The following is a 26,287-nucleotide window of genomic DNA, read 5'->3' on the forward strand; positions in this document are numbered from 1 at the left end:
CAGTTCAATCGAGCGATTCGCCCCGGTGTTTCTCGACGACATCCGGGGCGACTTCGCGCGTCGCCATGCCCCCGGAACGTCCCTGATCTGTCGGGCCGGGCGGCGGAACCTCACCGTTGTCGGCATTCGCGTCGGTGTCGGACTTGTCGGGTTGAGCGCTCATGGGGCGGGGGATGCCCGCCGAACCGGTCGGCCAATCCGCGGCACGCGCGGTACAGCACAATCGGGTCATGCGGCAGGACACGAAAACCATCGTCATCACAGGGGCCGGCAGCGGCATCGGACGGGCGTGTGCGCGGTCCCTGCTCGGTGCGGGCCACCGGGTCGTCTTGGCAGGTAGACACGCCGACTCGTTGTCCGAGGCGGCGCAGGGCAGCCCGGACGCACTCGTCGTACCCACCGATGTGACCGACTCCGATTCGGTCGATGCGCTGTTCGCCCAGGCCGTCGACCGATTCGGGCGCGTCGATGCGCTCTTCAACAACGCCGGTGTATTCGGGCCGCGCGCGTCGATCACCGATATCGATGACGAGCAATGGCACACCGTCTGGCGCACCAATGTCGACGGTGCGGTGTTCTGCGCACGCGCTGCGGCGCGGACGATGATCGCGCAGTCACCGCGCGGAGGGCGCATCATCAACAATGGTTCGCTCGCGGCGCACCGACCGCGACCAGACAGCCTGGCTTACGCCGTCACCAAGCATGCGATCAGCGGGTTGACGGCATCCATGCTGCTCGATCTCCGGGATGTCGATATCGATGTCACCCAGATCGACATCGGCAATGCCGCCACCGAGATGACCGCCGGATTCGCGGAGGCGTCGATCGATGTCGCTCATGTGGCCGAGATGATCACCCACATCATGGGGCTGCCGGTCGATGTGTCGGTGCCGACCATCACTGTGATGGCCCGTGGGATGAAGTACGTCGGACGGGGTTGAGGTGTCGTCCCGCTATGTCGTCAACTGCTCGATGCTCTTCCCGGAGCTTCCGATGGTGAAACGGCCGCAAGCCGCTCGCGACGCCGGGTTCGGAGCTGTCGAGTTCTGGTGGCCGTTCGAGTCGGCAGTCCCGAGGGACAGGGACGTGCAGGCATTCGTCCGCGCTATCGAGGACGCCGGCGTGCAATTGGCCGCGCTGAACCTCGCCGGTGGGGACATGGCCGCGGGGGAGCGCGGTCTCGCGTCGATTCCGGATCAACGAAATATGTTCCGCGACAACGCCGATATCGCGTTCGACATAGCAGAACAACTGGGCGTCGGCGCGCTGAACACCCTCTACGGGAATCGGATGCCCGATATCAGCGCGGCGGCGCAGGACGAGATTGCGACGGAAAACCTGGCCCATGTTGCGGGACTGGCCGAGCGCATCGGCGCTGTCATCCTGATCGAACCGCTCAGCGGTATCGAGGCGTATCCGTTGCGGACCGCCGCAGACGCGATCGCCGTCATCGACAGGGTGGGGGCGCCTGCCCTGCGCCTACTGGCCGATGTCTATCACCTGAGCGTCAACGGTGACGATATCGTCGCCGACATAGCGGTTTTCGGGGATCGGATCGGTCACGTCCAGATTGCCGACGACCCGGGCCGGGCTGAGCCCGGCACCGGGACGATCGATTTCGATGGTCTTCTCCGGCGACTCTTCGCCCGTGGCTACCGGGGGCATGTCAGTCTCGAGTACCGACCGACCGCCCCCGACCCGTTCGGGTGGTTGCCGAGGAATCGGCGCGGCGGCAGCCCGTGGGATCAGTCGGCGGCGCGGTCGAATTCGTAACGCTGCGCGACAGCGATCAGCTCTTCGCGCACCGTCGAATGGGGCATGGCGTTGATCCGCGCGTAGAGGCGGCGCCGGTTGTTGGCCCGCTTCATATCGGCACGAAACTTCGCGAACGACATTCTTCTCACTCCCTCAAAGTGCCCTGGGTCACAGAGCTTGTATTTCAAATCCGTTGTCACAGCGGGGATCACCCGGTATGAACAACACCTCGATCGTCGGTGTTAATTCTGTGTAAAGCAAGTTTCGACGTGTGAGTTTGGCTACAACGCAAGCGATTACCGCACCGGTCAGACGGTGCTCAGCGTCAGCAGGGTGATTTCACTCGGGGCGAAGATCCGAAACGGCGGACCCCAGTAGCCCGTGCCGCGGCTGGTGTAGAGCTGGGTGCGTTCGCCGTGGCTGCTCAGTCCCTGCACGACGGGCTGCTCGAGTCGCACCAGAAAGTTGAAGGGCCATATCTGGCCGCCATGGGTGTGACCGGATATCTGCAGATCCACCCCGGCGGCCACCGCGTGGCGGATCTGCTTGGGTTGATGTGCCAGCAGCAGGATCGGCGCATCGTCGTCGGCCCCACTCAGCGCCGCGGCGAGATCCTGACCGTGACCGCTCACACCCGAATCAGCGGCGGTCGCGTCGTCGATCCCGGCCACGATCAGCCGGTCGCCGCCGCGCTCCACGGTCACGTGCCGATTGTGCAGGGAGCTCCAGCCGATGGCTTCCATATGATCCAGCCACTCCTGCGCCTCGCTGAAGTATTCGTGATTGCCGGTCACGTACACGCGCGTCGCCGCGGTGATCGCCGCCAGTGGCGCGGCCTGCTCGCGGCGCATCTCGACCGTGCCGTCGGCGATGTCACCGACGTGGCAGACGATGTCCGCATCGAGCTCGTTGACCCTGTCCACCATGGCGGCTGACCAGCGCGCCCGGTTGATGGGGCCGTAGTGGGTGTCGGTGATGATCGCCACCCGCAGCCCGTCGAGGCCACGGCCCAACCGCGGCATCCGGACCGGCACCCGGCGTATCCGCGGGATCCGCATCGCTTCGTAGTGACCCCAGGCCAGCAGCACGGTCGCCACCACCAGGACCGTGGCGGCGATCAGGCGTGACCGCAGCGGGTCCTCGACTCCCAGCCCGATGAGCAGGAGCCGCGCGATGTTGCCGAGAACCGACCAGACGAATACCACCCAGATCACGCCGAGGAGCACGTCGCCGATCGCGGACGGCACGTCGCGATGTTTGCCGTGCCCGGTGAACATCAGCAACGGCAACGCCACCAGTGCGACCGCGAAAACCAGCGTCGCCGTTACCAGGACCGGCACCGGCCAAGCGGGGGCAACCACCAGCGTCCACCAAGGGACACCGAAAAGCAGTCCCAGCACCACCGACACCACCGCAAACCGCCGCCAGTGCCTCGACGCAGGCCGTGGGGGATGGCCGGCTTCCTCGACTACTTCGGCTGGGTTTTCGGTCATGGCACCTCGATCACGCTTTTGGGGGTTGGCAACGACGGTACCTATGGCGGGCGACCAGGCACGTTGCCGAACGAGCTGTCCATGATCAGATAGGGCGCGTAGGCTGGTGTCATCCGGCTTTTTGCTTGGAGGTTAAGAGTCAGCCTTTGAGTCATTGCGCCCTACCAAGTGTTGGTCTGCGAGGCATCATGACTGATCCAGGCTCTATGACCGTCAAAACCACCTGGTTGGAATCGACGGTGATCATGCATTGTGTCGGCGATCTCGACATCACGACCGCCGCAGTGCTCGAACGGAAGATCGACGAGGTCCTCAACCGCGGCCCTGGTGCGATCGTCGTCGACCTGACCGAACTCGACTTTCTGGCTGCTCGCGGCATGAACGTCCTGATCCGCGCCAAGGGCCGGTTGGGTGACCGGGTGAAATTCCTGGTGGTCGCGGACGGCCCCAAGACCCGACGGCCCATGACGCTGATCGGTGTCGACAGCCAGGTGCCACTGCACAGCACTCGAGACACTGCTCTCGCTGCGGCCGGTGGACCGGACTCGCTGGCCAGTTCGACTGATCGGCGGCCGCCTCAGCCCGGCAGTGTTTCGCCGCCGATGGGTGCCAGCACTTCACCGCTGTAATAGGACGACATGCGTCCGGCGGCGAAGAACACATACGACGGTGCGATCTCGTCGGGCTCGGCTGCGCGGCCCATGGGTGTCTGTTCACCGAAGGACGCCGTCTTCTCGGCATCCATCGTTGCGGGTATCAGCGGCGTCCACACCGGCCCTGGCGCAACGCAATTCACGCGGATTCCCCGGTCGCTGAGCGCCTGGGACAGTGAATAGGTCAAGGCGATGACTGCGCCCTTGGTCGCCGAATAGTCGATGAGCGTCTTGTTGCCGCGCAGCCCGTTGATCGACCCGGTGTTGATGATCGAGCCGCCCGGCGTCAGATGCGGCAATGCGGCCTTGGTGACATAGAAAAAGCTGTCGATGTTCACCGCGAAGGTGCGGCGCCACTGTTCGTCGGACAGTTCGGTGAGGTCGTCGACCGGCGACTGGTAGGCGGCGTTGTTGACCAGGATGTCCAGGCCTCCTAGCGCCGAGACCGACTCATCCACGATTCGACGGCAGTGCGCCGGGTCGCCCAGATCCCCTGGGAGTGCGACCGCTCGGCGCCCCTGCGCCTCGATCAGCCCAACGGTGTGTGCGGCGTCGGCGTCCTCGTTGAGATAGGAGATCGCGACATCGGCCCCTTCCTTGGCGAACGCCGCCGCGACAGCGCGGCCGATACCCGAATCACCACCGGTGATGAGGGCCCGCTTGCCCGCGAGTAGGTCGCGACCGACATAGTCGGCCATCTCGTCGTGGGGGGCGCGTTCCATCTCGTCAGTGCGGCCGGGGTAGGGGATGACGCCATGTGGTGCTGGGTCGGAGTGGGAGGCCATATCGTCCTTCGCTCGGGGTATGAGCCGACGAGATACCCCGACGTCCTGCCTCGAAACGGTGGACCCATCAGCAATCCGTAAAGATCATCAGGGGTCGCGTCAGCACCGCGTATGAGCCATTTTCGCGGGCGGGCCGGCAGGCGTAGGCATGAGACATGACATCTGCTGTTGACTCCGCGATCGACGACCCGCTCCTACGCCCGGTTTCCCGCAGTGCCGGCCACAGCGTGCCGGCCGCCGCCTTGGGTGATCGCCGGGTGGCGCTGTGGGTTCGTGCGCACGGCATATCGGTGACGGCGTGTGACGATCGAGACCTCGACCTGGTGCGGTTTCACGGGATCCGGCCGCGGCAGGTCATCGTTCGTTGTCCTACGGCGACCGAGACGCTGCGTCGGGCCTGTGAACTCGGTGTCTCGCGTTTCGTGGTTACCACCGGCCCGCAGCTCGCACGGCTCGCGATGTGCGCCGAGCGCACTCACTATGTGTATCTCGATGATGATGCCCCGCTGATGCTCGGGGACCCGAAGGTCAAGGTCATCGGGCTGCACACGCGGGTGGAGGATCAGGACTGGGCTGATGCCGCGCGAAAGCTCGTCGCCCGGTCGGCGGTCCTGCTGGCATGCGGATCGCGGGTCAGGCGGATCATGCTCAGCGGTGGCCCGGCGGAGTTGTGGATGGACGTCAACTCCGGCAGCGCGCGGCAGGTCGTGGCCGGTATCGACGCCGCGATTCGCGCTGAGGCCCGTTTCTGGCAGGTGCCCGTTCCCGCTGTCTCGATGGCAGCGCTGAGCACCTGATCCCTGGCCCCGGACAGAGAAATGGGCCCCGCGACGCTGCGGAGCCCATTCCTCTTTATGGGGCTACTTGCCGTTATGGAGCTACTTGGCGCTCTCGGCGCTCTTCTGTCGAGCTTCGGCGGCGCTTGCGGCCGCGCGTGCGGCGTCGGCCTGCGCTTCCTTCTTGGCGACGTTGCGCTCCGCCTCGGCCTTGTCCTGTTGGGCCCGTCCCTCTTCGCGAAGTCCGTCGTTGCCGGAGACGATCCCGGCGACTTCCTTCACCTTGCCCTTGACGTCTTCGACGACACCACTCACGGCATTCTCGGGTCCACTGTCAGCCATGGCGATTCCTTTCTACGGGGCGATATTCGCGAGGGCGATGTTCGCTGCGGTGTAAATACCCGTCGCTTTTCGGATCATTCCAAATTGTGATGTGCGTCACTTTTCAATGAGATGGCGAGCTCGGCGGCGTTGCGGGTGCGTTCGGCGTTTATGCGGTATTCGCGGTCGCGTTGTCGGGTGCGTTGGCGCCGTGGGATGTCGGGTTCGCGGTCGCTGAGATTGCCGCGCTCACCGATCAGGGTGATGTGCCGCGCTCGCGGGATCTCGACCTCAGATGTGTTGTGCCCGAACAGGACCGGACCGAGCGGCATCGTCGCATATCGGTGCCCGGATGGTGAGGTCCATGTGGTGGTGCCGTCGGGGTGCGCTTTCGGGGTCCAGCCAACTTTCACGGTTTTCAGTAGGTGGTGTTCGCGGCACAGTGGGCGCAGGTTGCCCGGGTGGGTCGCCCCGGCAGGCCAGGGGGTGACATGGTCCAGGTCGCAGCGTTGGGCGGGTTTTCCGCAGCCGGGGAAGCAGCAGGTCATGGCGGTCATGCGGACATAGGCGGCCAGCTTTGCTGAGGGGCGGTAGCGGGGTTCGGAGCCCAGGTCTGTTGCGCTGCTCAGGGGCCGGACTGTCGCGCCGGTGTTGATGAGCTCGGTGAGCAGGTGGGCGGGGATGATGGCCCCGTCGAGGGTGATACCCGCACCCACGCCACGTCGGGTTCTGGCGGCTGGTGCGGCGGGGCGCGGATCGGCGCCACCGCCCTCTTTCGCGGCGGGCTCCTCGGCCGGCGGCGCGGCCACCGGCCGTTCCTCGTCCTTGTCGGTCCTCGGGTCCTGCCCACCGCTGCCATCAGGTCCGGGCCCCGACGCGGGCTCCGCCCCGTGCCCGGTGTCGGGTTGCTGTCCGGTGAGCACGTAGATGGTGACCGCACCCGCCCGGGGATCCTTGCCCGACCCGGTGCAGTCGGGGTTACCGCACAGGCACGTCAAGGTTTCGGCGCCGGTCAGGACGGCGGCCAGGGCGTCGGCGCGGCGTTCGGCCACGGTCCGCGGATCACCCTCACACACACCGTGGGCGAGATCGTTGAGCCGGGCGTCGCTGAGCGCGGCGTCGGTGGTGCGCATCCGTCCCCAGAACGAGACCACTCCGTCGGGGTCGTCACGGTCGCCGAAGTCGATATAGCGGTCTTTGGCCGCGACCTTGGATCGGATGACCGCGATCGGATCGAACTTTTGCACCCAGAAATCGACCGCCCGGATCAGCGCGGTCTCCGATAAAGCCCCGTATTGGTGGGCGGTGCCGGCGATCCCGGCGTCGATCAACGACAGCGCCTCCTCGTCCGTGACGAGTTGGGTGCGCCAGGTGATCGCCGCGATGACTTTCGCCGATACCGACCCTTGCGCGAACACCTCCGCGGTGCGGGGTAGCCGGTCACGCAACGCCATCGCGATGCGCATCTGGGCGCTGGCGGCGCGGGGTCCGAGGGTGCAGGCGGCGCTGATTTCGGCTTTGGCCAGTGCCCATCCGTCGATCAGCTTCAATGCCGACGATTCGTCTTCGTCCGCGCAGTGTCGTGCGGTGACCTCGGCGATCAACGCAAGCCGCCGGGCCGCCGCGGCCGCCTCGGCGCGGGTGGCATCGGTGACCGCGGCGATGAGGTCTTGATCGCTCAGCTCCGACAACCCCGATCGTTCGAACATATGAGCGATTCTACTGACGCCCACCGACAAGGTCGGCCACCGAAACATTGGAACGGCCCCGGGAAACACACCGGGGCCGTTCCGTGGGCCTGGAGCACCCGCTCCGTAAAGATTGTTGCCGCCCCTGTACCCGGGGCATGCGACGATACTAACCTGTTTGTGACACGGATCACACGGCGGGTAGCAATCAGACATCCAATCGTGACCCGACCAATATCGTTCGGTCTGGCGGCAGGTGAAAGTAGCCGGCCGCATCGGCTGTGAGGAAGGATGTGGCGACGAAAAGCCGTTTGCGCCAACCGATCATGTCGTCGCTGTCGCCCGGTACCAGCTCGAGATGTGACAGGAAGTAGGACGCGTTGTCCAGGTCGATACCCCCTTCGGTGACTTCGCTGGGCAACATTCTCAAGGCGGCCGGGACGTCTGGCCGCTCCATATAGCCTGCATACACGGTGACGTGCACGATCCCGTCCTCGCGGTAACCAAGAGCGTCCACCGAGATGCGCTTGTTGTCGGGTAGGCGGGGGACGGGGACGGTCTCGACGGCGACGATCACGGCATGTTCATGCAGGACGTGGTTGTGCTCGACATTGGTGCGCATCGCCAGCGGTGTGGTGTCATCGGACCGGTTCAGGAATACCGCGGTACCGGGCACGCGTACCAGCGGGGGTTGCCGGTCGGCCAATTCGTCGATGAAGGGCCGGAGCGGTCCCTCGATCTCGTGCCTGGCCGCGGTCACCAGGTGACGGCCGCGCTGCCAGGTGGTCATCACGACGAAGGCGCAGATCGCGATGACCAGCGGCAGCCAGGCGCCGTGGACCAGCTTGGTGAGGTTGGCCGCCAAGAACATGACATCCACGAACAACAGTGCGCCGCCGCCCGCCACCAGCGCCCACAGCGGCCACCTCCACTCCTGTCTGGCGTAGTAGAGGAACAACAATGTGGTGATCGTGATCGTCCCGCTGACCGCCATACCGAACGCATAGGCCAGCGCTGCCGAGGAGCGGAAGGCGAACACCAGGGTAAGTACCGACATCATCAGTACCCAGTTGATCCACGGGACGTAGATCTGGCCGATCGCCTTGGCCGACGTGTGAGTGATGCGTAGACGCGGCAGATAACCGAGCTGGACGGCTTGTGAGACCACGGAGAACGCGCCGGTGATCACCGCCTGCGAAGCGATCACGGTGGCCGCCGTGGCCAACAGGACCAGTGGCAGCCGCGCCCACTCTGGGGCAAGCAGGAAGAACGGCGCGCTGTGCACGTTGTCATCTCGCAGCAGCAGTGCACCCTGCCCGACGTAGTTCAGCGTGCAGGCCGGTAGCACCAGTCCCAACCAGCCGATGACGATCGCACGCCGTCCGAAGTGCCCCATGTCGGCGTAGAGCGCCTCGGCGCCGGTGACAGCCAGCACGATCGCGGCAAGCGCAAAGAACGCGATGTGGAAGTGTCCGCCGATGAACGCGATGGCATACGTCGGTGACAGCGCGGCCAGAATCCCTGGGTTTCCGGCGATGCCGACGACGCCGCACGCGCCGATCGCGACGAACCAGACGATCATGACCGGACCGAAGAATCTTCCGACCACCGCCGTGCCTTGGCGTTGCACGCTGAACAGCGCAACGATGATCACCGCGGTGATCGGGACCACCCAATCCTTGAGGCCGGGTTCGACGGTCTTGAGACCCTCCACCGCCGACAGCACCGATATTGCCGGCGTGATCATCGAATCGCCGAAGAACAGTGCGGCCCCGAACAGGCCGAGGAAGCCCAGCGCGATCGCGGTCCGGTGACCGCGCGTACTCGCACCGCGGCGCAGCAGCGTGATCAGCGCCATGATGCCACCCTCACCGTGGTTGTCGGCGCGCATCACCAGGGTCACGTAGGTGAGGGTGACGATCGTCATGACCGACCAGAAGATCAGGGAGACAACGCCATACACGTTGGCCTCGGTCAGTGGTACCGGGTGCGGGTCGGCGGGGTTGAAGACCGTCTGCAACGTGTAGATGGGACTCGTGCCGATATCGCCGAACACCACGCCTAGCGCTCCGATGATGATCGCCAGCCGCAGCGGTGGCGCGGACTGCTGTAACTGTGCGAGTTGGTCTGGCATGCCTACATCATCGGTATCAGCGTGGGGTGAAGCTGCACTTCCTGGGTTTTCATGACGAAGTACACCCGCTGCCCGATCTCCAGATCCAGCTCAGCGGCCGCGGCAGGGGTGATATCGGCGGCCAGGCCCGTGCCGCCATCGGGTTGCTCGACACCGCGAACCCGCACCGTGGACCCGTGGATGTCGAGTTCGGCGATCTGCACCTCGACGATATTGCGCGGGCTTGCGTGCGGGGCACTCACGTGGACCGCGACCGCGGCGGGACGGAACAGTGCGACACCGGCCGACCCGACCTCCAGATCGCCAAGACCGGAGATGGTTTGGCCCCATGCGGTGCGCAGAACGCCAGGTTCGGAAAGAACGCCCGACACCAGATTGACCCCGGCGATGCGCGCGGCGAAGTCACTTCGTGGCGCGCTCAGTACCTTGCGGACATTCCCACTCTCCACCACGCGGCCGCCGTCGATGACGACCACGGTGTCGGCGAGGGCGAGCGCGTCGAGCAGATCGTGGGTGACGATGATCGCCGTGCGGCCACTTTCCCGCAGTACCTCGCGCAGCAGCCGGCGCATGGCGGGCGCTGCGGTGACATCGAGGGCGGCCATCGGTTCGTCGAGCAGCAGCAGCCGCGGTTCGGCGGCCAGCGCCCGGGCGACCGCGATGCGCTGCGCCTGCCCGCCGGACAGCTCCGCCGGCCTGCGTGCTGCCAGCTCCATGGCGTCGACGGCCGTCAACCAGTGCCGAGCCTGCTCTCGGGCGGCTGACCGCGACAATCCCCGGCAGCGCGGGGCGTAAGCAACGTTGGCCTCGGCCGTCATATGCGGAAACAGCATTGCCTGCTGGGACAACATGGCAACACCCCGGCCGTGCGGCGGGATGAACGTTTTGGCCGCAGTGTCGATGAGGACGGTGTCGCCGAGGGTGATGCGGGCTGATTCGGGCTGCAGGAGGCCGGCGATCATCTGCAATAGCGTCGACTTGCCGGCGCCGTTGGGGCCCAACACGGCCAGGACCTCGCCTTCTGCGACTGTGATGTCGACGTCGACATCACGTTGGGGGAACCGAGCCCGCACCGCGAGATCGCTCACAGGCCTCCCGCCAGACGCCTACTGGCCGACGCGATCACGATGGCCGCGGCGGCGACGATGAGCAACAGCGACAATGCCACGGCCGCATCGGGATCCGTTTCGCGTTGCAGATAGATCTCCAACGGCAACGTGCGGGTCACCCCCTGCAATGATCCCGCGAAGGTCAGCGTCGCCCCGAACTCGCCGAGCGAACGCGCGAAGGCCAACACCGCGCCCGATATCAGGCCGGGTAATACCAGCGGCAGAGTCACCGTGCGCAGCACGGTGGTGGGGCGGGCGCCCAGCGTTGCCGCGATGTGTTCATAGCCGCTACCCGCCGAGCGTAGCGCGCCTTCCAGGCTGACGACCAGGAACGGCAGCGAGACAAAGGATTGCGCGAGTACGACCGCGGTGGTGGAGAACGCGATGCGCAGGCCCCACAGTTCGAGGTATTCGCCGAGCAGTCCTTGGCGGCCGAATGTGTAGAGCAGTGCGATACCGCCGACCACCGGAGGAAGTACCAACGGCAGCAATACCAGCGAGCGCAGGATCGCTTGGCCGGGGAAGTGTCCGCGCGCGAGCGCCAGCGCCATCGGTGCCCCGAGCAACACACAGACCAGGGTGCTGGCGCTCGCGGTCTTGAGGCTCAACAGTAGTGCGGCGCGCGATGATTCGGAGGTGATGAGAGGGATGAAGTGCGGCCAGTCAATTCTCGACAGGATCGCGATCAGCGGTGTGATCACGAACAGTGCGCCCGCCGCGGCGGGCAGGTAGATCCAGGCCGGGAGGCCTACCTGGACCAGCCCGCTGGGTCGGCGCGCGACGGTCACGGTGAGGCAAAACCCGCTGCGGTGAGGACGTCCTGTCCGGCCGGGCTCGTCACGAGGTCGACGAAGTCTTGTGCGGCTCGTGAATTGACGGCCTCCTGGAGTACGGCGATGGGATAGGTGTTGACCGCGTCGGTGGACTCGGGGAACGGGACAGCTGTCACATCGTCCGCGGCGCCCGCCGCATCGGTGACGTACACCAGTCCGGCATCGGCCTGCCCGGAGGTGACCTTGCCCAACACATCGGTCACCGCGGATTCCTCACTGACCGGTGCCAGCATGACGCCGGTGGCCTTCTCCACTTTTTCGGTGGCCGCCCCGCACGGGACCTGCGGCGCGCACACCACCACCTGGGTGCCCGACCGCGCCAGATCGGCAAACGTCGCAATTTTCTTGGGATTACCGAATGGCGTGACGATCGTCAAGGTGTTGCTCGCGAAGTTGACCGGCTCTCCGTCGACGACGCCGGCGTCCACTGCTTTGGTCATGTTGGCGGTGTCGGCGGAGGCGAACACGTCGGCGGGCGCGCCCTGGGTGATCTGGGTGACCAGATCGGAGGAGCCTGCGAAATTGAAGGTGACCTTCGTTCCGGGATGGTCCTTTTCGAATCGGGCCCCCAGCTCGGTGAACGTCTTCTTCAACGATGCGGCGGCGAACACCGTGAGCTGTGCATCCGGCTGTGCCGAATCGCTCTGCGACGACGAGCATCCGGCGAGCAGGAGGGCTAGGGCCAACAGTCCCGCTAGTGGTTTCACGATGTTCCTCCTGGAGTTTCCACGATGACGTTGGTGGCCTTGACGACGGCGACGGCAAGCGCACCGGGCTCCAGCCCGAGCTGTTCGGCCGAGGTGGTGCTCATGAGCGAGACGACGGTGAACGGACCGCACTGCATCTCGACTTCGCACATCACGCGGTCGGCCGTGACCTTGGTGACGAGCCCGACGAGGCGATTGCGTGCGGAGCTGCTGGCTCCGGTGGGGTCGGCGGGTGGGGAGGCCTGTTCGCGGACGAACGCGGCCAGGACATCGCCGGCGATGACCTTTCGTCCGGCGTCGTCCTTGTGCGAGGCCAGCGCACCGCTGTCGGTCCACCGGCGGACGGTGTCATCGCTGACCCCGAGCAGCGCGGCGGCGTCCTTGATGCGAATCTCCGGCACCAATGACCCCCTCTATCCGACTATGCGGTTAAGAAAGCATAGATCACCCGCATTTGCGGTTCTCGGTGAGCGCGACGAAGACGAGATCGAGGACCCGTGGTCGACCGGCTTCCTCGGCGGTCCGGCGTGACGCGTTGTTGAGCCCGTGGATGGTGCCGATCAGATGCTCATCGCGGTCGGCGCTGATATCGGCGGCCCACCTTCGCTGGGCGTGGCTCGCGTAATGGTGGCCGGCATGATCGGTGTCCACGACCTCCTCGTGGATCTCGGCGCCAGGAATCCAGTAGATGCGGCCCGGCCGGACGGCGAACGCCCCGACCGCGATATCGGCCACGGTGATCGCGTGCAACTGTCCGGCGGCATGCCAGGCGCGTAAGTCCTCGGTGGCGGCAGCCACCACGCTCTGGGCCAGTACAGGATTGAGCGTTCGGTATCGGGTCTGTACCAGGCCGATGGCGTCCTCGACTCGGTCGAAAGGAACCAGCTGAACCTGCGGGTCCGGCACGCTCAAATCCTTGCACCGTGCGGCGTGAACGGTCTGATCCAGGACGATATCCGGGCCGTCGAGTGTCCCCGGCAGCGTCCGCAAGCGCAGCGCCTTCGGCGCGAACACCGACCACTCGGCGGCCACACACCGTGCCAGGTCGTCGACATCATCGAAGGTGTGCGCGATGATCTCGATGAACGGCTTGTCGATGTTTCGTCCCCGAAATCGGATGCCGCCCAACAAATCTCCGCGCTCGCTGTGGACAACTCGCTGCAGGTAGTCCGACGAGGACACCCCGGGCAGGTCGATGTGGTCGGAGAACGACCGGGCGAAGGCGTCATCGCGAGTGCGGGCCAGTTCCTCGGCCAGCCACGCCGACACATGCTCGCGACCGGACACATCGAACAGGGCGTGCGCCAGGTCGAATTCATGGGCCACTGATGGCCAATCCTCGATCAAGCGCATGCGCGCAATTCAACGCGACAATCCGGCCGAAGCCAATGTCTTTACGGCGAGGCGGGAGCTGTCACCACGTCGACCACCGATTGCGACGCGGTCCGCAGTCCGTTCCAGTCACCGCGCCAGCCCAGCAGGTGCACCGCCAGATCCGCGGTCCGGTTCGGCTGATCGGGCTCGCCCAACCCGTCGGCACGTAGGTTCGGCAGGCTCTCGACCAGTCGGAACACGGTATCGGCATCGGCGCTGACATCCAGGGCGCCGTCGGCCGGCTCGATATCGGCGATCACCCGCGTCGACAGCTCCCGGTAGGCGCGACGCAATTCGGTCCGTTGCCGGTGGAATTCACCGAATTGCGGATCACGCACCTCGGGCAGCAGATAGAGGATGCCCAGGTTCCACGGGCTGTCCCACAGGAGCCGGCAGTCGAGCAGGCTGAGCGCATGCAACAACACCACCGGTGGCTCGGGGCGGTCGCGCAGCTGTTCGGCCGCCCGCAGGGACGACAACACGGTGCCGCTCAACAGTGCCGCCAGGATGTCGTTCTTGGTGCGGAAGTGGTGATACAGCGACGCCTGCCGGATCCCGACGGCCTCGGCGATCTGGCGCGTCGAGGTCGCGGCCACCCCCGAGGTGGTGAACAGTTCGGCGGCCGCGTCCAGCACCTCGTCGCGGGCGGTCTGGCCGGGACGCTTGCGCCCCTCCAATCGGGGGCGGCCGCTTGCGGTGGTGCGCACGTGTCGATCCTGCCAGTCCGACAGGCGCGACACGTGCGCCACCGCCGACGTGTCCCGGCTCAGGACCGGGCCGCCGTCAACACCTCGACCGCGGGTGCCGGCTCGGTCTCCACGTCTTTCTCGACGCGGCCCGGTGTCAGCGCCGCGACAACCACATACGCGATCAACGATGCCGCCCCGGCCAGCAACGTGCTCCACCCGTCGGCAGATGTCGTCACCAGGTCGTTGGGGACGAAGAACAGCGTGTTGTCGACCCCGTAGATCGTCGGGGTGAGCACGAAGAACGTCATCCGCACGCCGATACCGATCACGATCGCCGCCCAGGCCGCCGCGGCGCCGCCGCGGGACCAGTACAGGCCGAGGATGAACGGGACCACCAGGCTCGCCAGCAGGAGGTCGAAGGCCAGCGTCAGCAGGATGCCGGTCTGCGGCACCCGCAGCGCGACGAGGCCCGCCAGTACCGCCATCGGCAGGGTTGCCCAGCGGGTCGCGGTCAGCACCCGCGGCGTCATCGTGACCGCAGCGGCATCGATGCGCAGGATGTTGCGGATCAGCACCGCTGCAGTGGACAGCAGAATCCCGCTGATGGTGGTCAACGTCGCGGCCAACAGGCCCGAGATGACGATGATAGCCAACCAGGCCGGCGCGTAACCGCCCAGCAGTGTGTACAGGATCGGACCATCCGTGGCCGCGTCACCGACGATGCTCACGGCGGCCAACGCCACGAATGACAGGGGGATGCAGAGCATCAGCAGTCCGGCTGCCGCGGCGAAGCATGCCTTCTGCGCACCGCCCGGCGTGCGGGCGGAGAACACACGCTGCATCAGGTCGATGGCCACCAGGTTGCCCAGGCCTAACGCGATGATGGTGGCCCAGTTGATCACTGCACCGGAATCGCTGGAGGTCAGCTGCGCGAGATCGCCGGCACCCATGCCCTCCGGAGCGGTGAAGCCGTGCGTGGTGGCCACCCAGGTCACCAGTGCGGCAACGCCGATGACATTGACGATGACGCAGGCGACGCCGGTGTACACCGAGGCGAACATGCCTCCGCTGATGGTGTACAACAACGCCAGCGGGATGGTGAGAAGAATCGCGTAGGCGTACGAGACGCCAAGGAAGCGCTCCAGCAGGAAGCCGACCGCGACCAGATTTCCGGCCAGCAGGATGATGAAGCTGGCGATGGTGAGAAACGATGACGCGACCTCGGTGCTGCGACCGAATCGGTCACGGAAGTACTCGGGCAGCGTCACCACGTCGGCAGCCCGCATCCGTTTGGCGAAGAACAGACCCATCAGAAGTAGGCAGATGGCCAGCCCGATGGGCAGTGCGGCGCCGGCCCAGAACCCGAAAGTGGCTGACAGATCGGCATTACCGATGGTGGCGTTGGAGTCGACGGGTTGGGCGATGAGCACGGCGGTCACCAGCACCGCTGGCAGGGCCCGACCGGCGACCAGATAGTTCGAACAATCGCCGCGGACACGGCGCGCGGAGATCACACCGCTGACGGTGAGAATGAGCAGGAAGACGGCAACGCCGGCAATGATCATGGCGAACTCCAAGAGGGAGTAGGGGTTTGTGGATCGGCGACGTTGCCGGGACAGCTTCGGGTACGGGTTAGGGGTCAGTGATTGGTGAGTGCCTTGCGGCCGAAGGTCGCCAGCGGTTGGGCGCCGGCGGGTAAGGTCACCTCCCCTCGGGCAAGACGCTCCTGGAGATAGCGGAAGCTCTGGGCGGTCTGCGCGAACAGGTGCTCACCGGCGATCACGGGTGTGCGCGCGGGCTTGCCGTTGTCTGCGAAGGCAGGAAGTGGCGCCACTTCGGTGTCGTCGTCGACATTGACGAACAACGGGAAGGAGTAGCGTTCCTCGGCAACCTTGCGGACTCGGTGGGTCGTTGCGACGAATTCCCCGTTGCTCCAGATCTCCAGTAGATCACCGATGTTGACGACGAACGCGTCCTCGAGCAGCGGCACGTCGATCCACGTCCCGGCGGCGTTGAGAACCTCCAGACCGGGTGCCGTCGGACGGAGCAGCGTGAAGCATTCGTAATCGGTGTGCGCGCCGATGCCCGGTCGGTCGGCCGCAGCCGGGTCGAACGGATAGTGGATCAACCGCAATTGTGACGGCGGGGCGGTGACATACCGGTCGAACCGATCGGCGGGCTCGCCCAGTGCCACCGCGAAGGCACGCAACAACCGGCGCGACAGCGCGAATACCGCGTCGTACCAGGCGGTCACGGCCTCCCGGAATCCCGGCAGCGCCGGCCACTGGTTGGGGCCCAACAACGGGTTACCTGCCAGATAGCGCGGGTCATCGGCGGGTAGATCGAGGGACAGGTCGAAGGCCTCCTTGGCATCGACGGTGCCTGCGGCGAACACTTCCTCACCGGGCGGCACGTATCCCCGATGGTTGCTCGAGCGGCCGATGTGGACCTTGAGCTTCTCCTGTTCGGGCAAGGCGAAGAAGGTCCGGGTGGCGGTGAGCAGATCGTCGAACAGCGCGGGACTTATTCCGTGGCCGACGATCTGGGCGAAGCCCACTCGTCGGGAGGCGTCACCCAGCTCGGCGACCGCCCTGGCATAGCCGGGGTGGTCATCATCGAGCAGGGCGGCGATGTCGAGCACCGGCACCTCGGTGAAATCGGCGGTCATATCGTTCCTCGTGGGTTCAGAGGGGGAGCAGATGATCGGAGCGGTCGAGCGCCATGACGGTCCAGCGCCGCCGGATGGCCGCTCCGGAGGAATCCCGCTCGCCGGTGGTGATTTCGGCGGCACCGAGATCGGGTGCCAGGTTGTCACCGATCCGGAACGGAAGCGTCGAACGGGTGATGTGCCAGCCGGATTCGTCGACGACCCCGAGGGAGACCTCGATGTCCAGGAGTGTCCGGGCCGCATCCGGGTCGGCTGCGGCGACGGCGGCGGACAAAAGGCCGACGGCCGGGTCGGTATCGCGACCGCGAACGAACCCGAACCGGCCTCCGACCCGCAGCAGCATGCCGAGCCGGCCGGACGCGTCGCGCAGCCGCAGTTCGATCCCGTCGGTGGACGGGCCGTCGGCGACCCAGTCCTCGTAGTAGTCGCGGCCGACCCCGGTCTCGACCAAAACCCCATCGGCAAGGTGCAATCGACCTCGATCGGGCAGGTCCTCGGCCGGATGCAGATCGAACTCCCGATGCCAGGTCCACACGCCGTCGTCCTCGGCGAGCCGACCCGCGAACGCGTGTTGACGGCACAGTGTCACCAAGTCGTCTCGGGTGAGGGTGTCCAACGAGGTGCCGGAGATCGACGGCATGTCCGCCGGCGTGCGCAGGTCGATGAACAGTTCGCCGCCCTGTAGCCAGTGCACCTCGGTGGTGGTGTCGATCTCGGTTGCGGGCACGGCGATCGCGGTGCGCCGCCAACAACGGTGCGCCAGATCGGACCGGGTGACCGCTACTCCGGGCTGTATTCGGCGCAGATAGCCGGGCCAATCACCGTGGTGGGTGATGTCGATACCGGATTCCCAGGCGTGCAGGCTGCACCCGAAGCCGACGACCTCGGTACCGTCGGCGAGTTCGACCCGCCCGAGTGACATCGGCGCGGGCAGCGCGTTAAGGAAGTCACCGAGCATGGCGGTGCCGACCGACCACAGCTCACCGGTGATCGTCGTGCCCGAACCGGGCGCGACCCGCACCAGGCCGGGTTTGGGCGGCTCGGTGTCCAGTCGGGCCAACCGGTAATGCGGTGCGGTGCGCGCGGGCCCGATCCAGCGTGCACCGCGGTCGTCGAGCTGCCAGGCCAGCGGCTGGCCGCGCAGATGGGCACCCACCACCAGCAGCGTGGTGGTGGCCAACCCGGCCCGTGCCGGCCAGGGATCGACGGCCGTGGGCGCGTCGGTCAGCAGGCGCGCGATGTCGAGCGCCACCGCGTCCGCGCCCGCGCGTGCGAGGACGCTCACTCCGAATTGAGCTCCTGCGGAATCGGTTCCGGTCGGCACTGCGACGGCGCACAGGTCCATCAGATTGCAGAAGTTGGTGTAGACACCCATCCTCGAGTTGGTCGCCACCGGGTCGGCGGTCACCTCGGCGATCGTCGGATGACCGGTGGTGGTGGGTATCAGCAGGGCATCGCAATCGGTCAGTTCGGCCATTGCGGCGGCGGTCAGCTCGGCCAACCGCACCCTGTCCCGAACCAGAGTGGTGGCCGCCACCGTGCCCGCGGACCCGATGATGCCGGCGACGGTCGGGTCGAGATCGGGGGAGTCGCGGTGGGATTCGACGAACGCCCCGACCGCCTCGTGCCGTTCGGCGACCAGACCGCCGTCATAGAGCAGCCGCGCCGCAGCCAGGAAGGGAGTCAGGTCGATATCGACGAGTTCGACACCGCGCGAGGCAAGCTCGGCACAGCTGGAGCGGAACAACTGCGCCCATTCTGCCGATAATTCGGGCAGCTTGCCGGGTACCGCCACGCGGGGCACCGGCGGTGCCGCCAGCGGTGCGTCCGGTGGGAACGGCCGGGCGCCGCCGGCGATCACTCCCGTGGCGGCATCGGCGGTGTCGAGATCCCTGGCGAACACCGTCACACAGTCGTAGGACCGGCAGGCGGGTACCACACCGTCGGTGGGCACCACGCCCAATGTGGGTTTGATCCCGACGATGCCCTGCAGCGCGGCGGGCACCCGACCAGATCCTGCGGTGTCGGTACCCAGGGCGATGTCCACCAATCCGAGGGCAACGGCCACCGCCGAGCCGGAACTCGAGCCCCCCGAGATGTACTCGGGGCGTCGGGCATCGCGCACCGGACCGTAGGGGCTGCGGGTGCCGACCAGGCCGGTGGCGAACTGGTCGAGATTCGTGGCGCCGATGACGACCGCACCTGCCGCGCGCAATCGGGCGACGGCGATGGCATCGGTGTCCGCCGGCCCGTCGGCGTAGCTCGGGCAGCCCGCCGTCGTCGGGATACCGGTGACGTCGATGTTGTTCTTCACCGCGGCCACCACGCCGGCCAAGGGAAGGTCGGGCCCGGCGGCATCCACGGCACGGGCATCGGCCAACGCATCGTCCAACGGCCGCAGCATGATCCAGATCTCCGGACGTCGCGCCGCGTCGATGGCAGCGTAGGCTGCGCGAACCCGCTCGACCGCGCTCATGCTCCTGCTCCGGTGCCGACGACCACCAGCGGAGTACCGGGATCGACCAGATGTCCCGCGGAGACCAGGATCTGGGTCACCACACCGTCCGACGGTGCGCGCAGCACCGTCTCCATCTTCATCGCCTCCAACGCCAGCAGCGGTTGGCCGCTGACGACCTGCTCGCCGACGGCGACGTCGACCTTCCACACGCTTGAGGAGAACGGTGCATCGATGCGGTGGTCGCCGTCATTGAGGACGATCTCATCGGTGGACACCGGGGCATCGGCGGCGGCCCGCTCGGCGCGGTCGAACTCACCGGCCCGCTCCCATGCGGTGCGTTCCGCGGCGAACGCCGCCGCCTGCCGGGCACGGAATGCGGCGATATCGGCGGCATTGTCGGCCAGGAAGCGATCATGGTCGGCCAGTGAGAAGGTGCCCTCGGTGATGTCGACATCGCCTCGCCCGGCCGCCATGTCGGCGCGCAGCTCCAGCAGTTCCTCCGCCGAGACCGGGTACCAGGAGATCCGGTCGAAGAACCGCAGCAGCCATGGGCTGCCCGCTTCGAACGGCGCGGTGTGCCGGTAGCGGCTCCAGACCTGGGTGGTGCGCCCGACGAACTGGTAGCCGCCCGGGCCCTCCATCCCGTAGATGCACAGATACGCGCCACCGATACCGACGGAGTTCTCCGCGGTCCAGGTGCGGGCCGGGTTGTACTTCGTGGTGACCAACCGGTGCCGCGGATCCAGCGGGGTGGCCACCGGTGCGCCCAGATACACGTCGCCCAGCCCCAGCGTCAGATATTCGGCGGCGAAGACGGTGTCGTAGACATCGGCCTGGCCGTCCAATCCGTTGATACGCCGGATGAATTCGATGTTCGACGGGCACCACGGCGCATCGTCACGCACACCCGAGGTGTACCGTGCGATCGCCTCCCGGGTGGCCGGGTCATCCCAGCTGAGCGGCAACCTGACCCGTCGGCTCGGCACGACCAGTTCCGAGGACGCCGGCAGCTCATCCTCGATCTCGGACAGCAGACCCAAAAGTCGTGATGTAGGAAGCACATCGGGATCGACATGCACCTGCAGCGACCTGATGCCCGGAGTCAGGTCCAGGATGCCGGCACAGCTGCCGTCCAGCCGGGTGTGTAGCGCGTGTACCCGGGCCCGCAGCGCGAGATCCAAGACGATATCGCCGTATTCGACGAGCACGTTGTCATCACCACTGCGCCGATAAGTCACCGCGGGTGCGCCGTCGACACCCGCGCGGCGGGCCAGCACGCCATCATCGCCGTCACCGCGGCGCACGGGCGCGGCCACCCGCCGCGGGCTCAGGTCGGCACGCGAGGGTGCCTCCACCGCGCGGACCGGTACGAACCGGACGGTGTCACCCGGGCGCAGCTGCCCCAGCTTCCAGCGTTGTGCGGAGATCACCGTGACGGGGCAGACGAATCCGCCGAGGCTCGGCCCGTCCGGGCCGAGCAGGATCGGGGTGTCCCCGGTGAAGTCCAGCGCACCTACCGAATACGCGTTGTCGTGGATGTTGGACGGATGTAGACCGGCCTCACCGCCATCGGGGCGGGCCCACTGCGGTTTCGGGCCTTCCAGTCGTACGCCAGTGCGTGCGGAGTTGAAGTGCACCCGGTACGGGGTGTCGAACAGAGTGTCGATGTCGGCGCGGGTGAAGAACTCCGGAGCCCCGTGCGGTCCCTCGGTGACGGCCAACTCCCACTCGCGGGCGAATGTGGGGCGACATTCCGGTGGAACCGGCGCTGCGGTGTCGACCGCAGCGCTGTGCGCGCGCAACACATCACCGGCGTGCAGCTCACGGCCACCGTGGCCGCCGAAACGCCCCAGGGTGAAGGTGGCGGCGCTTCCCAGGTAACTGGGCACGTCCAGCCCGCCGGCCAGCAGCAGATAGGTGCGCAGCCCGAGGGTTTCGGCGGCGCCGATGTCGAGCACGCCGTCGGCGGGGACCGTGATCGGTTCCCACATCGGCACGGGCACGCCGTCGACGGTGACCAGACATTCGGCGCCGGTGACGCACACCGTTGTGGGGTGGCTGAACCGCAGTGCCGGACCGGACGCGGTGCACTCCAGGCCCGCGGCCTGCTCGGGGTTGCCCAGGGCGCGGTTGCCGAGCCGGAAGGACAGGTCGTCCATGGGTCCGCTCGGCGGCACGCCCACCTGCCACAGGCCGAGTCGGCCGGGCACATCCTGCACGGTGGTCAGCAGGCCGGGTCGTTCGACGGTGATGCGCGGCCGCGGGTCGCGCACGTGTGCCAGCGTGGCGGTGTTGTGCCGCGCCGCCCGCACATCCGGGTGGGCGATGGCGGCGCCGAGCATGCCGATGTTGACCTCGATACCGTGCAATACGGTCTCGGACAGCGCCCCGGCGAGCCGGTCGAACGCGGTATCGCGGTCCTCGGCGCCGACGATCATCTTGGCCAGCAGCGGGTCGTAAGAGGCGGTGACCTCGGTGCCGTCGGTGATCCAGCCGTCGACCCGGACGTCATCCGGAAAGCTGACGGCGGTGATGGTGCCGGTGCTGGGCCGGTAGTCGCGGCTCGGGTCCTCGGCGTAGATCCGCGCCTCGACGGCATGACCGGTGACGGCAACGGAACCGGAGGGATGGTCGTCGAACATCGCCGTGTCGCCGGTGGCCAATCGCAGCATCCAGCCGGCCAGGTCGACGCCGGTGACGGTCTCGGTCACCGGATGTTCCACCTGCAGACGGGCATTGACCTCCAGGAACGAGGCCTCCTGCCGGGCGGCGTCGTAGACGAACTCGACAGTGCCCGCCGAGCGGTATCCCACCGAGGCGGCCAGCGCGCGCGAGGTGGCGTGCAACTGTTCGCGTACGGCATCGGGTAGTGCGGGGGCAGGCGCCTCCTCGATGACCTTCTGATGCCTGCGTTGCAACGAACAGTCCCGATCACCCAGAGACAGCACCCGACCGATGCCGTCGCCGAAGATCTGCACCTCGATGTGGCGGGCGTTCTCGACGTAGCGCTCGACGAAGACGCCGGCGGAACCGAAGCTGCGCTCGGCCTGCGCGACCACCCGCTGATAGGCCGTGCGCAGATCGTCGGCATCGCGGCACACCTGCATGCCGATGCCACCTCCACCGCCGGTGGCCTTCAGCATCACCGGATAGCCGATACCGTCGGCTGCGGTCACTGCCTCGTCGAGATCACCGAGCAGGTCCGAACCGGCGAAGATGGGGACTCCGGCCGCGCGGGCGGCCGCCCGCGCGGTGTGTTTGGTGCCGAACTCACGTAACTGCGCGGGGCTGGGTCCGGCGAAGCGGATACCGGCCCGCTCCACGGCGGACGCGAAATCGGCATCCTCGGAGAGGAATCCGTAGCCCGGATGCACGATCGTGGTGCCGGTGGCCGTGGCGGCGTCCAGGATGGCGTCGGTGCGCAGATAGCTCTCGCGCGGTGCGGCCGGTCCGATTCGCACGGCCTGGTCGGCCAGGGTCACATGGGGTGCACCGCGATCGGCGTCGGAGAACACCGCGACGGTGCGCAATCCCAAGGCTTTTGCGGCGGTCAACAGCCGGACCGCGATCTCGCCGCGGTTGGCGATCAGAACGGTGTGATCGGTCATGCTGGCTCTCCATTTCCCGTCCGGTCCGGCGAGGTGACGATCATCCGGACCGGTGTGGGGTCGAATGCGTTGCAGGGGTTGTTGATCTGCGGGCAGTTCGAGACCAGCACCAGGGTGTCGATCTCGGCGCGCAGTGCCACGCGTTTGCCGGGCCCGGACAGTCCGTCGACGATGCCGAGTGCACCGTCGGGGTCCACCGGCACGTTCATGAACCAGTTGATGTTGCTGGACATATCGCGGGCATCGAGACCATGCCGGGATCCTTCGAGCAGGAAGTTGTCCAGGCAACCGTGTTGGGCGCGGGTGTGCTGGCCGTAACGCAGCGTGTTCGACTCCTTGGAGCACGCGCCGCCGAGCGTGTCGTGTACACCGACCTCATCGGCGACGACCGTCATCAGTGCCGCACCGGTGTCGGCGCGTAGCACCGATCCGGTGGTCAGCGTGATGCGGCCCTGGCGCCGAACGGTTTCCGGTGCCGAGTACCGAACCCCGGTATCGGCCGCCGAATACAGCAGGCAGTCGACGGCCTGGTTTCCGGCCAGGTCGACAATGGTCAGGACATCACCGGCGGCGACGATCGCCGACCACGAGGCGCGCGCAGCGACGTGCTCGTCGAGCACGACGGTTCCTGGGATCAGGGCGGGAATCTCGACGGTGGTCACAGCTGTCCCCTTGCGGTGAGGTCGGCGTCGGTGTTGGCGATGGCCTGGATGTGCTCGGGACCCAACGGCCCCAACAGTTCTCCGGTGGCCAGGCGATCCAGATCGGTCGTCGCCGGCCAGGCGTGCACCTGCAATGGAGAGCAGGTGAATTGCGGGCGCGGGTCCAACGGGTGGGCGGTGTTGGCCAGCAGCATGATCGCGTCGACGTGCAGCAGCAGGTCGACCGTGGTGGCGGCGCCGGCTGAGCCGAGCCATCGCAGCGTGCCGTCATTATCGACCCGAACGCCTTGGAAGAAGGACACCGAGGGCGGCAGGTCGCGGCGGTCCAGTCCGTGTTTCAGCGCGGCGAGGGTGAACAGATCGCGTCCGGCGGGGGAGTCGGATTCCGGGGCCGATGCGCCGTATCGCTCCATATTGCCTGCACGGGTTGATGTTCCGGTCAGCGCATCGTGATTCCCGGAGGTGTCACCGACGAGGGTGGCCAAGACACGACCGAAACCGCTGAGCAGCGGATGTCCCGTGCCCAGGTAGGCCTGCCATGGCACCTTCACCGTATCGGCGACGTTGAGCCGCTCGTGCGGTGCATCGGCGCGGTGCAGCAGCAGATGCGCACAGGCGTCGCCGTCGGTATCGGTGAGGCGGATACGGGTGCCGCGGGCCAGCACCGCACTGGTGTATCCGCCGGGGGCAACGGTTTCCGACCAAACCAGCTTGCCGGCGGCGACACCGGCCGGCGCCGTGGGTGAGGCCGATGCCGGGTGGTGGCGCATGAATTCGGCGGTCCTGCCGTGTTGGGCACGCGCATGGGCCCTGGCGCCGGCGGTGGTGGCCGTTTCGGATGTGCTCGACACAGTGGTGCTCACTGATCACTCTCGGGCAGTCGGGAGTCCGTCGTTTCGGACTTTCTGTCAGGTGACAGTTTTCGCGGCGAGCGCGATGTCGTGGTTGCGGCGATGTAACCGATGATTCGGGGACTGTTAACAACGAGTGCCGAATGTTTCTGTCAAGTGACAGGTATTGGATGTCCATACTCGCCCGCGCGCCGATGGGCCTGCGGGCACAATCACCGGCATGGCCGACTTCGACCTGTCCGTCGAGGAACTGCGTCTGGTGGCGTGCTTCGTCGCTGACGCGGCGGAGCCGTTGATCCCGTACTACGAAAGCGCCCACCCCGACGACCGGCGTCCGCGTGCGGCCGTGGCGGCGGCCCGGGCCTTCGTCGCCGGGGATCCACGCGGGCGGCGGCAACGGGCTGCGTCGATGGATGCCCACCGCGCTGCGGCCGAGGCCGGTACCGAATCGGCGCGACTGGCCGCCCAGGCCGCCGGCGATGCGGCCTCCGCGGCATACCTGCACCCCATCGCCGCGTCACACCAGCTCGGCCATATCTTGCGGGCGGACGCCAATGCCGCGCGGATCGCCGAGATCGTCGATGGTCCGTCGGCCGCGGAACGTGTACTCGAGTTGGCTTGCCGTCGCGCCGGACCCGGCCTTGTCGATGTCCTGCGCAGATACCCACCGCCGACGTCCGCGTCCAGTCGGACGGCACAGCTGATATCGGCCCTGGACGGCGCGCTACGCAGCCAGTGAGGCGGCCATGAGCTACCCGGGTGGGAATGTGCCCCGTTGCTACGATTGCCGGCGTGCCAGACGATAACGAATCCGAGGTCAGCGACACCGAAGCCGACGAGACCAAGGTCGGTGAGACCGACAGTCAGACCAACGTCGGCGAGACCGACGGTCAGAAAGCGTCCGGCGAGAAAGCTCCCGACACCGCGGCTTCCGATGACGTCCTGGACGACGACGAGACGAGCTCGACCCGCGGACCCGCGGTCATCGCGGTCAGTGCGATGCTCGTGGCGATCGCGACACTCGGTGCATCGGCCTATATGTGGCGCAATCCGGTCAACAGTGCCCCGGCCCCCGCTGCGGCGCCTGTGGCCGAGACGTTCACCGAAGAGCAGCGCGCGCAGTCACAGGCCCAGGTGTGCGATGCCTTTGCGCTCGTCAGCGTCGGCGTCGCCAACAGCAGCGCAATGCAACAACCCGCGGCCAACCAGGGCAACTTCGGGGCGGCGATAGCCGTCGCGGCGAATGCGCGACTCGCGCTGCTCGGCGGCGGTCAGTTCCTGCTCAACCGGGTCGAGCCCGCCACCCCCGACGAGCTCGCCGAGGCGGCCCGCAACTTCGGCAACACATTGATGGACGTCGGCGCCGCGGCGATCGCGGAGATCCCGACCAACGATCCCGCGCAGCAGCAGCGACTCAAGGATGCCGACGAGCAGAACACCAAGCTCGACCAGATCTGCAATCCACCGACCGAGTCGGCGCCTCCGCCGCCACCCGCACCGGGAGCGCCCGCACTGCCGGGTGCGCCGACCCCCGGCGAGCCAGGGAACTGACGCAATCCGACACGCGCCATTGCTGAGAGCACGCTCAGCCACCGATGCCGACCCGATCCGGTGTCGGTCCACGTCGCAGCGGGTACGGCCACCAGCCCATACTGGCTGAATTGTCGGCGGCGTCAGCGTAGGAACCCGATTTTGGCAAAGGTCATATAGTTTCCGGTCATGG

25 protein-coding genes are annotated in these 26,287 nt (G+C 66.9%); 6 read left to right on the plus strand and 19 right to left on the minus strand.

The genetic code is table 11. The features are described 5' to 3' along the window. Positions 1 to 4 precede the first annotated feature (4 nt). A complete protein-coding gene (locus PGN27_RS22005; protein ID WP_335328012.1) occupies positions 5 to 163 on the minus strand; it encodes a hypothetical protein in 159 nt (52 codons plus the stop codon). 67 nt (positions 164 to 230) lie between these two features. Here PGN27_RS22005 and PGN27_RS22010 point away from each other — a divergent pair, with 67 nt between their 5' ends. Both PGN27_RS22010 and PGN27_RS22015 read left to right on the plus strand, forming a co-directional pair. Continuing rightward, entirely contained in the window at positions 231 to 941 is a 711-nt protein-coding gene (locus PGN27_RS22010) for an SDR family oxidoreductase (protein ID WP_335328013.1), read from the plus strand. A 31-nt stretch (positions 942 to 972) separates the two neighbouring features. Then, positions 973 to 1,773 carry a hydroxypyruvate isomerase family protein gene (locus tag PGN27_RS22015; RefSeq protein ID WP_472850861.1) on the plus strand — a complete coding sequence of 267 codons (801 nt, stop codon included), beginning with the start codon at positions 973 to 975 and terminating at the stop codon, positions 1,771 to 1,773. Here PGN27_RS22015 and PGN27_RS22020 read toward each other — a convergent pair. Together PGN27_RS22020 and PGN27_RS22025 are read right to left on the minus strand one after the other, a co-directional pair. Then, a complete protein-coding gene (locus tag PGN27_RS22020; protein ID WP_023985489.1) occupies positions 1,746 to 1,895 on the minus strand; it encodes a hypothetical protein in 150 nt (49 codons plus the stop codon). The two genes, PGN27_RS22015 and PGN27_RS22020, sit on opposite strands and share 28 nt — an antisense overlap. Positions 1,896 to 2,063: 168 nt before the next feature. After that, the gene (locus tag PGN27_RS22025; protein WP_335328014.1) at positions 2,064 to 3,248 is read right to left on the minus strand and encodes a metallophosphoesterase; all 1,185 of its coding nucleotides are present in this window, start codon (positions 3,246 to 3,248) and stop codon (positions 2,064 to 2,066) included. A gap of 206 nt (positions 3,249 to 3,454) precedes the next feature. On the opposite strand from PGN27_RS22025, the gene PGN27_RS22030 reads away from it, so the two are divergent. Further along, positions 3,455 to 3,877: an STAS domain-containing protein gene (locus tag PGN27_RS22030; RefSeq protein ID WP_335328015.1), complete on the plus strand. Its 423-nt coding sequence runs from the start codon at positions 3,455 to 3,457 to the stop codon at positions 3,875 to 3,877. On the opposite strand, the gene PGN27_RS22035 is transcribed toward PGN27_RS22030, so the two are convergent. Beyond that, positions 3,826 to 4,686 (minus strand): SDR family oxidoreductase, encoded by an 861-nt coding sequence (locus PGN27_RS22035; RefSeq protein WP_335328016.1) that lies wholly within the window; start codon positions 4,684 to 4,686, stop codon positions 3,826 to 3,828. The two genes, PGN27_RS22030 and PGN27_RS22035, sit on opposite strands and share 52 nt — an antisense overlap. A 155-nt stretch (positions 4,687 to 4,841) precedes the next feature. On the opposite strand from PGN27_RS22035, the gene PGN27_RS22040 reads away from it, so the two are divergent. Then, positions 4,842 to 5,483 carry a hypothetical protein gene (locus tag PGN27_RS22040; protein WP_335328017.1) on the plus strand — a complete coding sequence of 214 codons (642 nt, stop codon included), beginning with the start codon at positions 4,842 to 4,844 and terminating at the stop codon, positions 5,481 to 5,483. An 81-nt stretch (positions 5,484 to 5,564) separates the two neighbouring features. On the opposite strand, the gene mbp1 is transcribed toward PGN27_RS22040, so the two are convergent. The 15 genes from mbp1 to PGN27_RS22115 form a co-directional block, all read right to left on the minus strand. Further along, on the minus strand, positions 5,565 to 5,804 hold the full coding sequence (mbp1, locus tag PGN27_RS22045) for a microaggregate-binding protein 1 (RefSeq protein ID WP_023985493.1): 240 nt from the start codon (positions 5,802 to 5,804) through the stop codon (positions 5,565 to 5,567). Positions 5,805 to 5,878: 74 nt separating this feature from the next. After that, the gene (locus PGN27_RS22050) at positions 5,879 to 7,492 is read right to left on the minus strand and encodes an HNH endonuclease signature motif containing protein (RefSeq protein ID WP_335328018.1); all 1,614 of its coding nucleotides are present in this window, start codon (positions 7,490 to 7,492) and stop codon (positions 5,879 to 5,881) included. A gap of 187 nt (positions 7,493 to 7,679) precedes the next feature. Further along, a complete protein-coding gene (locus tag PGN27_RS22055) occupies positions 7,680 to 9,605 on the minus strand; it encodes a potassium transporter Kup (RefSeq protein WP_335328019.1) in 1,926 nt (641 codons plus the stop codon). Between the two features lie 2 nt (positions 9,606 to 9,607). Further along, positions 9,608 to 10,693, minus strand: a complete 1,086-nt coding sequence (locus PGN27_RS22060; protein ID WP_335328020.1) for a sulfate/molybdate ABC transporter ATP-binding protein — start codon at positions 10,691 to 10,693, stop codon at positions 9,608 to 9,610. Further along, positions 10,690 to 11,502, minus strand: coding sequence for an ABC transporter permease (locus tag PGN27_RS22065; RefSeq protein ID WP_335328021.1), 813 nt, complete (start codon positions 11,500 to 11,502; stop codon positions 10,690 to 10,692). Before PGN27_RS22065 ends, PGN27_RS22060 begins: the two co-directional genes overlap by 4 nt. Beyond that, positions 11,499 to 12,254: a molybdate ABC transporter substrate-binding protein gene (gene modA, locus PGN27_RS22070; protein WP_335328022.1), complete on the minus strand. Its 756-nt coding sequence runs from the start codon at positions 12,252 to 12,254 to the stop codon at positions 11,499 to 11,501. The genes PGN27_RS22065 and modA overlap by 4 nt, the downstream gene beginning before the upstream one ends. Beyond that, a complete protein-coding gene (locus PGN27_RS22075; RefSeq protein ID WP_335328023.1) occupies positions 12,251 to 12,655 on the minus strand; it encodes a TOBE domain-containing protein in 405 nt (134 codons plus the stop codon). The genes modA and PGN27_RS22075 overlap by 4 nt, the downstream gene beginning before the upstream one ends. Positions 12,656 to 12,698: 43 nt before the next feature. Beyond that, positions 12,699 to 13,607: a hypothetical protein gene (locus PGN27_RS22080; RefSeq protein WP_335328024.1), complete on the minus strand. Its 909-nt coding sequence runs from the start codon at positions 13,605 to 13,607 to the stop codon at positions 12,699 to 12,701. A 41-nt stretch (positions 13,608 to 13,648) separates the two neighbouring features. Beyond that, entirely contained in the window at positions 13,649 to 14,335 is a 687-nt protein-coding gene (locus tag PGN27_RS22085; protein WP_335328025.1) for a TetR/AcrR family transcriptional regulator, read from the minus strand. A gap of 59 nt (positions 14,336 to 14,394) precedes the next feature. After that, positions 14,395 to 15,882: a sodium:solute symporter family transporter gene (locus PGN27_RS22090; RefSeq protein WP_335328026.1), complete on the minus strand. Its 1,488-nt coding sequence runs from the start codon at positions 15,880 to 15,882 to the stop codon at positions 14,395 to 14,397. A 74-nt stretch (positions 15,883 to 15,956) separates the two neighbouring features. Further along, a complete protein-coding gene (locus PGN27_RS22095) occupies positions 15,957 to 16,985 on the minus strand; it encodes an isopenicillin N synthase family dioxygenase (protein ID WP_335328027.1) in 1,029 nt (342 codons plus the stop codon). Positions 16,986 to 17,001: 16 nt separating this feature from the next. Further along, complete coding sequence (gene atzF / locus PGN27_RS22100) at positions 17,002 to 19,461, minus strand: allophanate hydrolase (RefSeq protein ID WP_335328028.1); 2,460 nt, start codon at positions 19,459 to 19,461, stop codon at positions 17,002 to 17,004. Further along, a complete protein-coding gene (uca, locus tag PGN27_RS22105) occupies positions 19,458 to 23,051 on the minus strand; it encodes an urea carboxylase (RefSeq protein ID WP_335328029.1) in 3,594 nt (1,197 codons plus the stop codon). The genes atzF and uca overlap by 4 nt, the downstream gene beginning before the upstream one ends. Then, positions 23,048 to 23,713, minus strand: a complete 666-nt coding sequence (locus PGN27_RS22110; RefSeq protein ID WP_335328030.1) for an urea amidolyase associated protein UAAP2 — start codon at positions 23,711 to 23,713, stop codon at positions 23,048 to 23,050. The genes uca and PGN27_RS22110 overlap by 4 nt, the downstream gene beginning before the upstream one ends. Further along, entirely contained in the window at positions 23,710 to 24,564 is an 855-nt protein-coding gene (locus PGN27_RS22115; protein ID WP_335328031.1) for an urea amidolyase associated protein UAAP1, read from the minus strand. Before PGN27_RS22115 ends, PGN27_RS22110 begins: the two co-directional genes overlap by 4 nt. Before the next feature lie 220 nt (positions 24,565 to 24,784). Between PGN27_RS22115 and PGN27_RS22120 the strand changes: the two genes are divergently transcribed. Together PGN27_RS22120 and PGN27_RS22125 are read left to right on the plus strand one after the other, a co-directional pair. Further along, on the plus strand, positions 24,785 to 25,303 hold the full coding sequence (locus PGN27_RS22120) for a putative immunity protein (RefSeq protein WP_335328032.1): 519 nt from the start codon (positions 24,785 to 24,787) through the stop codon (positions 25,301 to 25,303). Between the two features lie 53 nt (positions 25,304 to 25,356). After that, positions 25,357 to 26,115 carry a hypothetical protein gene (locus PGN27_RS22125; RefSeq protein WP_335328033.1) on the plus strand — a complete coding sequence of 253 codons (759 nt, stop codon included), beginning with the start codon at positions 25,357 to 25,359 and terminating at the stop codon, positions 26,113 to 26,115. The last annotated feature ends 172 nt before the right edge of the window (positions 26,116 to 26,287 follow it).

The organism is Mycolicibacterium neoaurum (genome assembly GCF_036946495.1).
Lineage (GTDB): Bacteria > Actinomycetota > Actinomycetes > Mycobacteriales > Mycobacteriaceae > Mycobacterium > Mycobacterium neoaurum_B.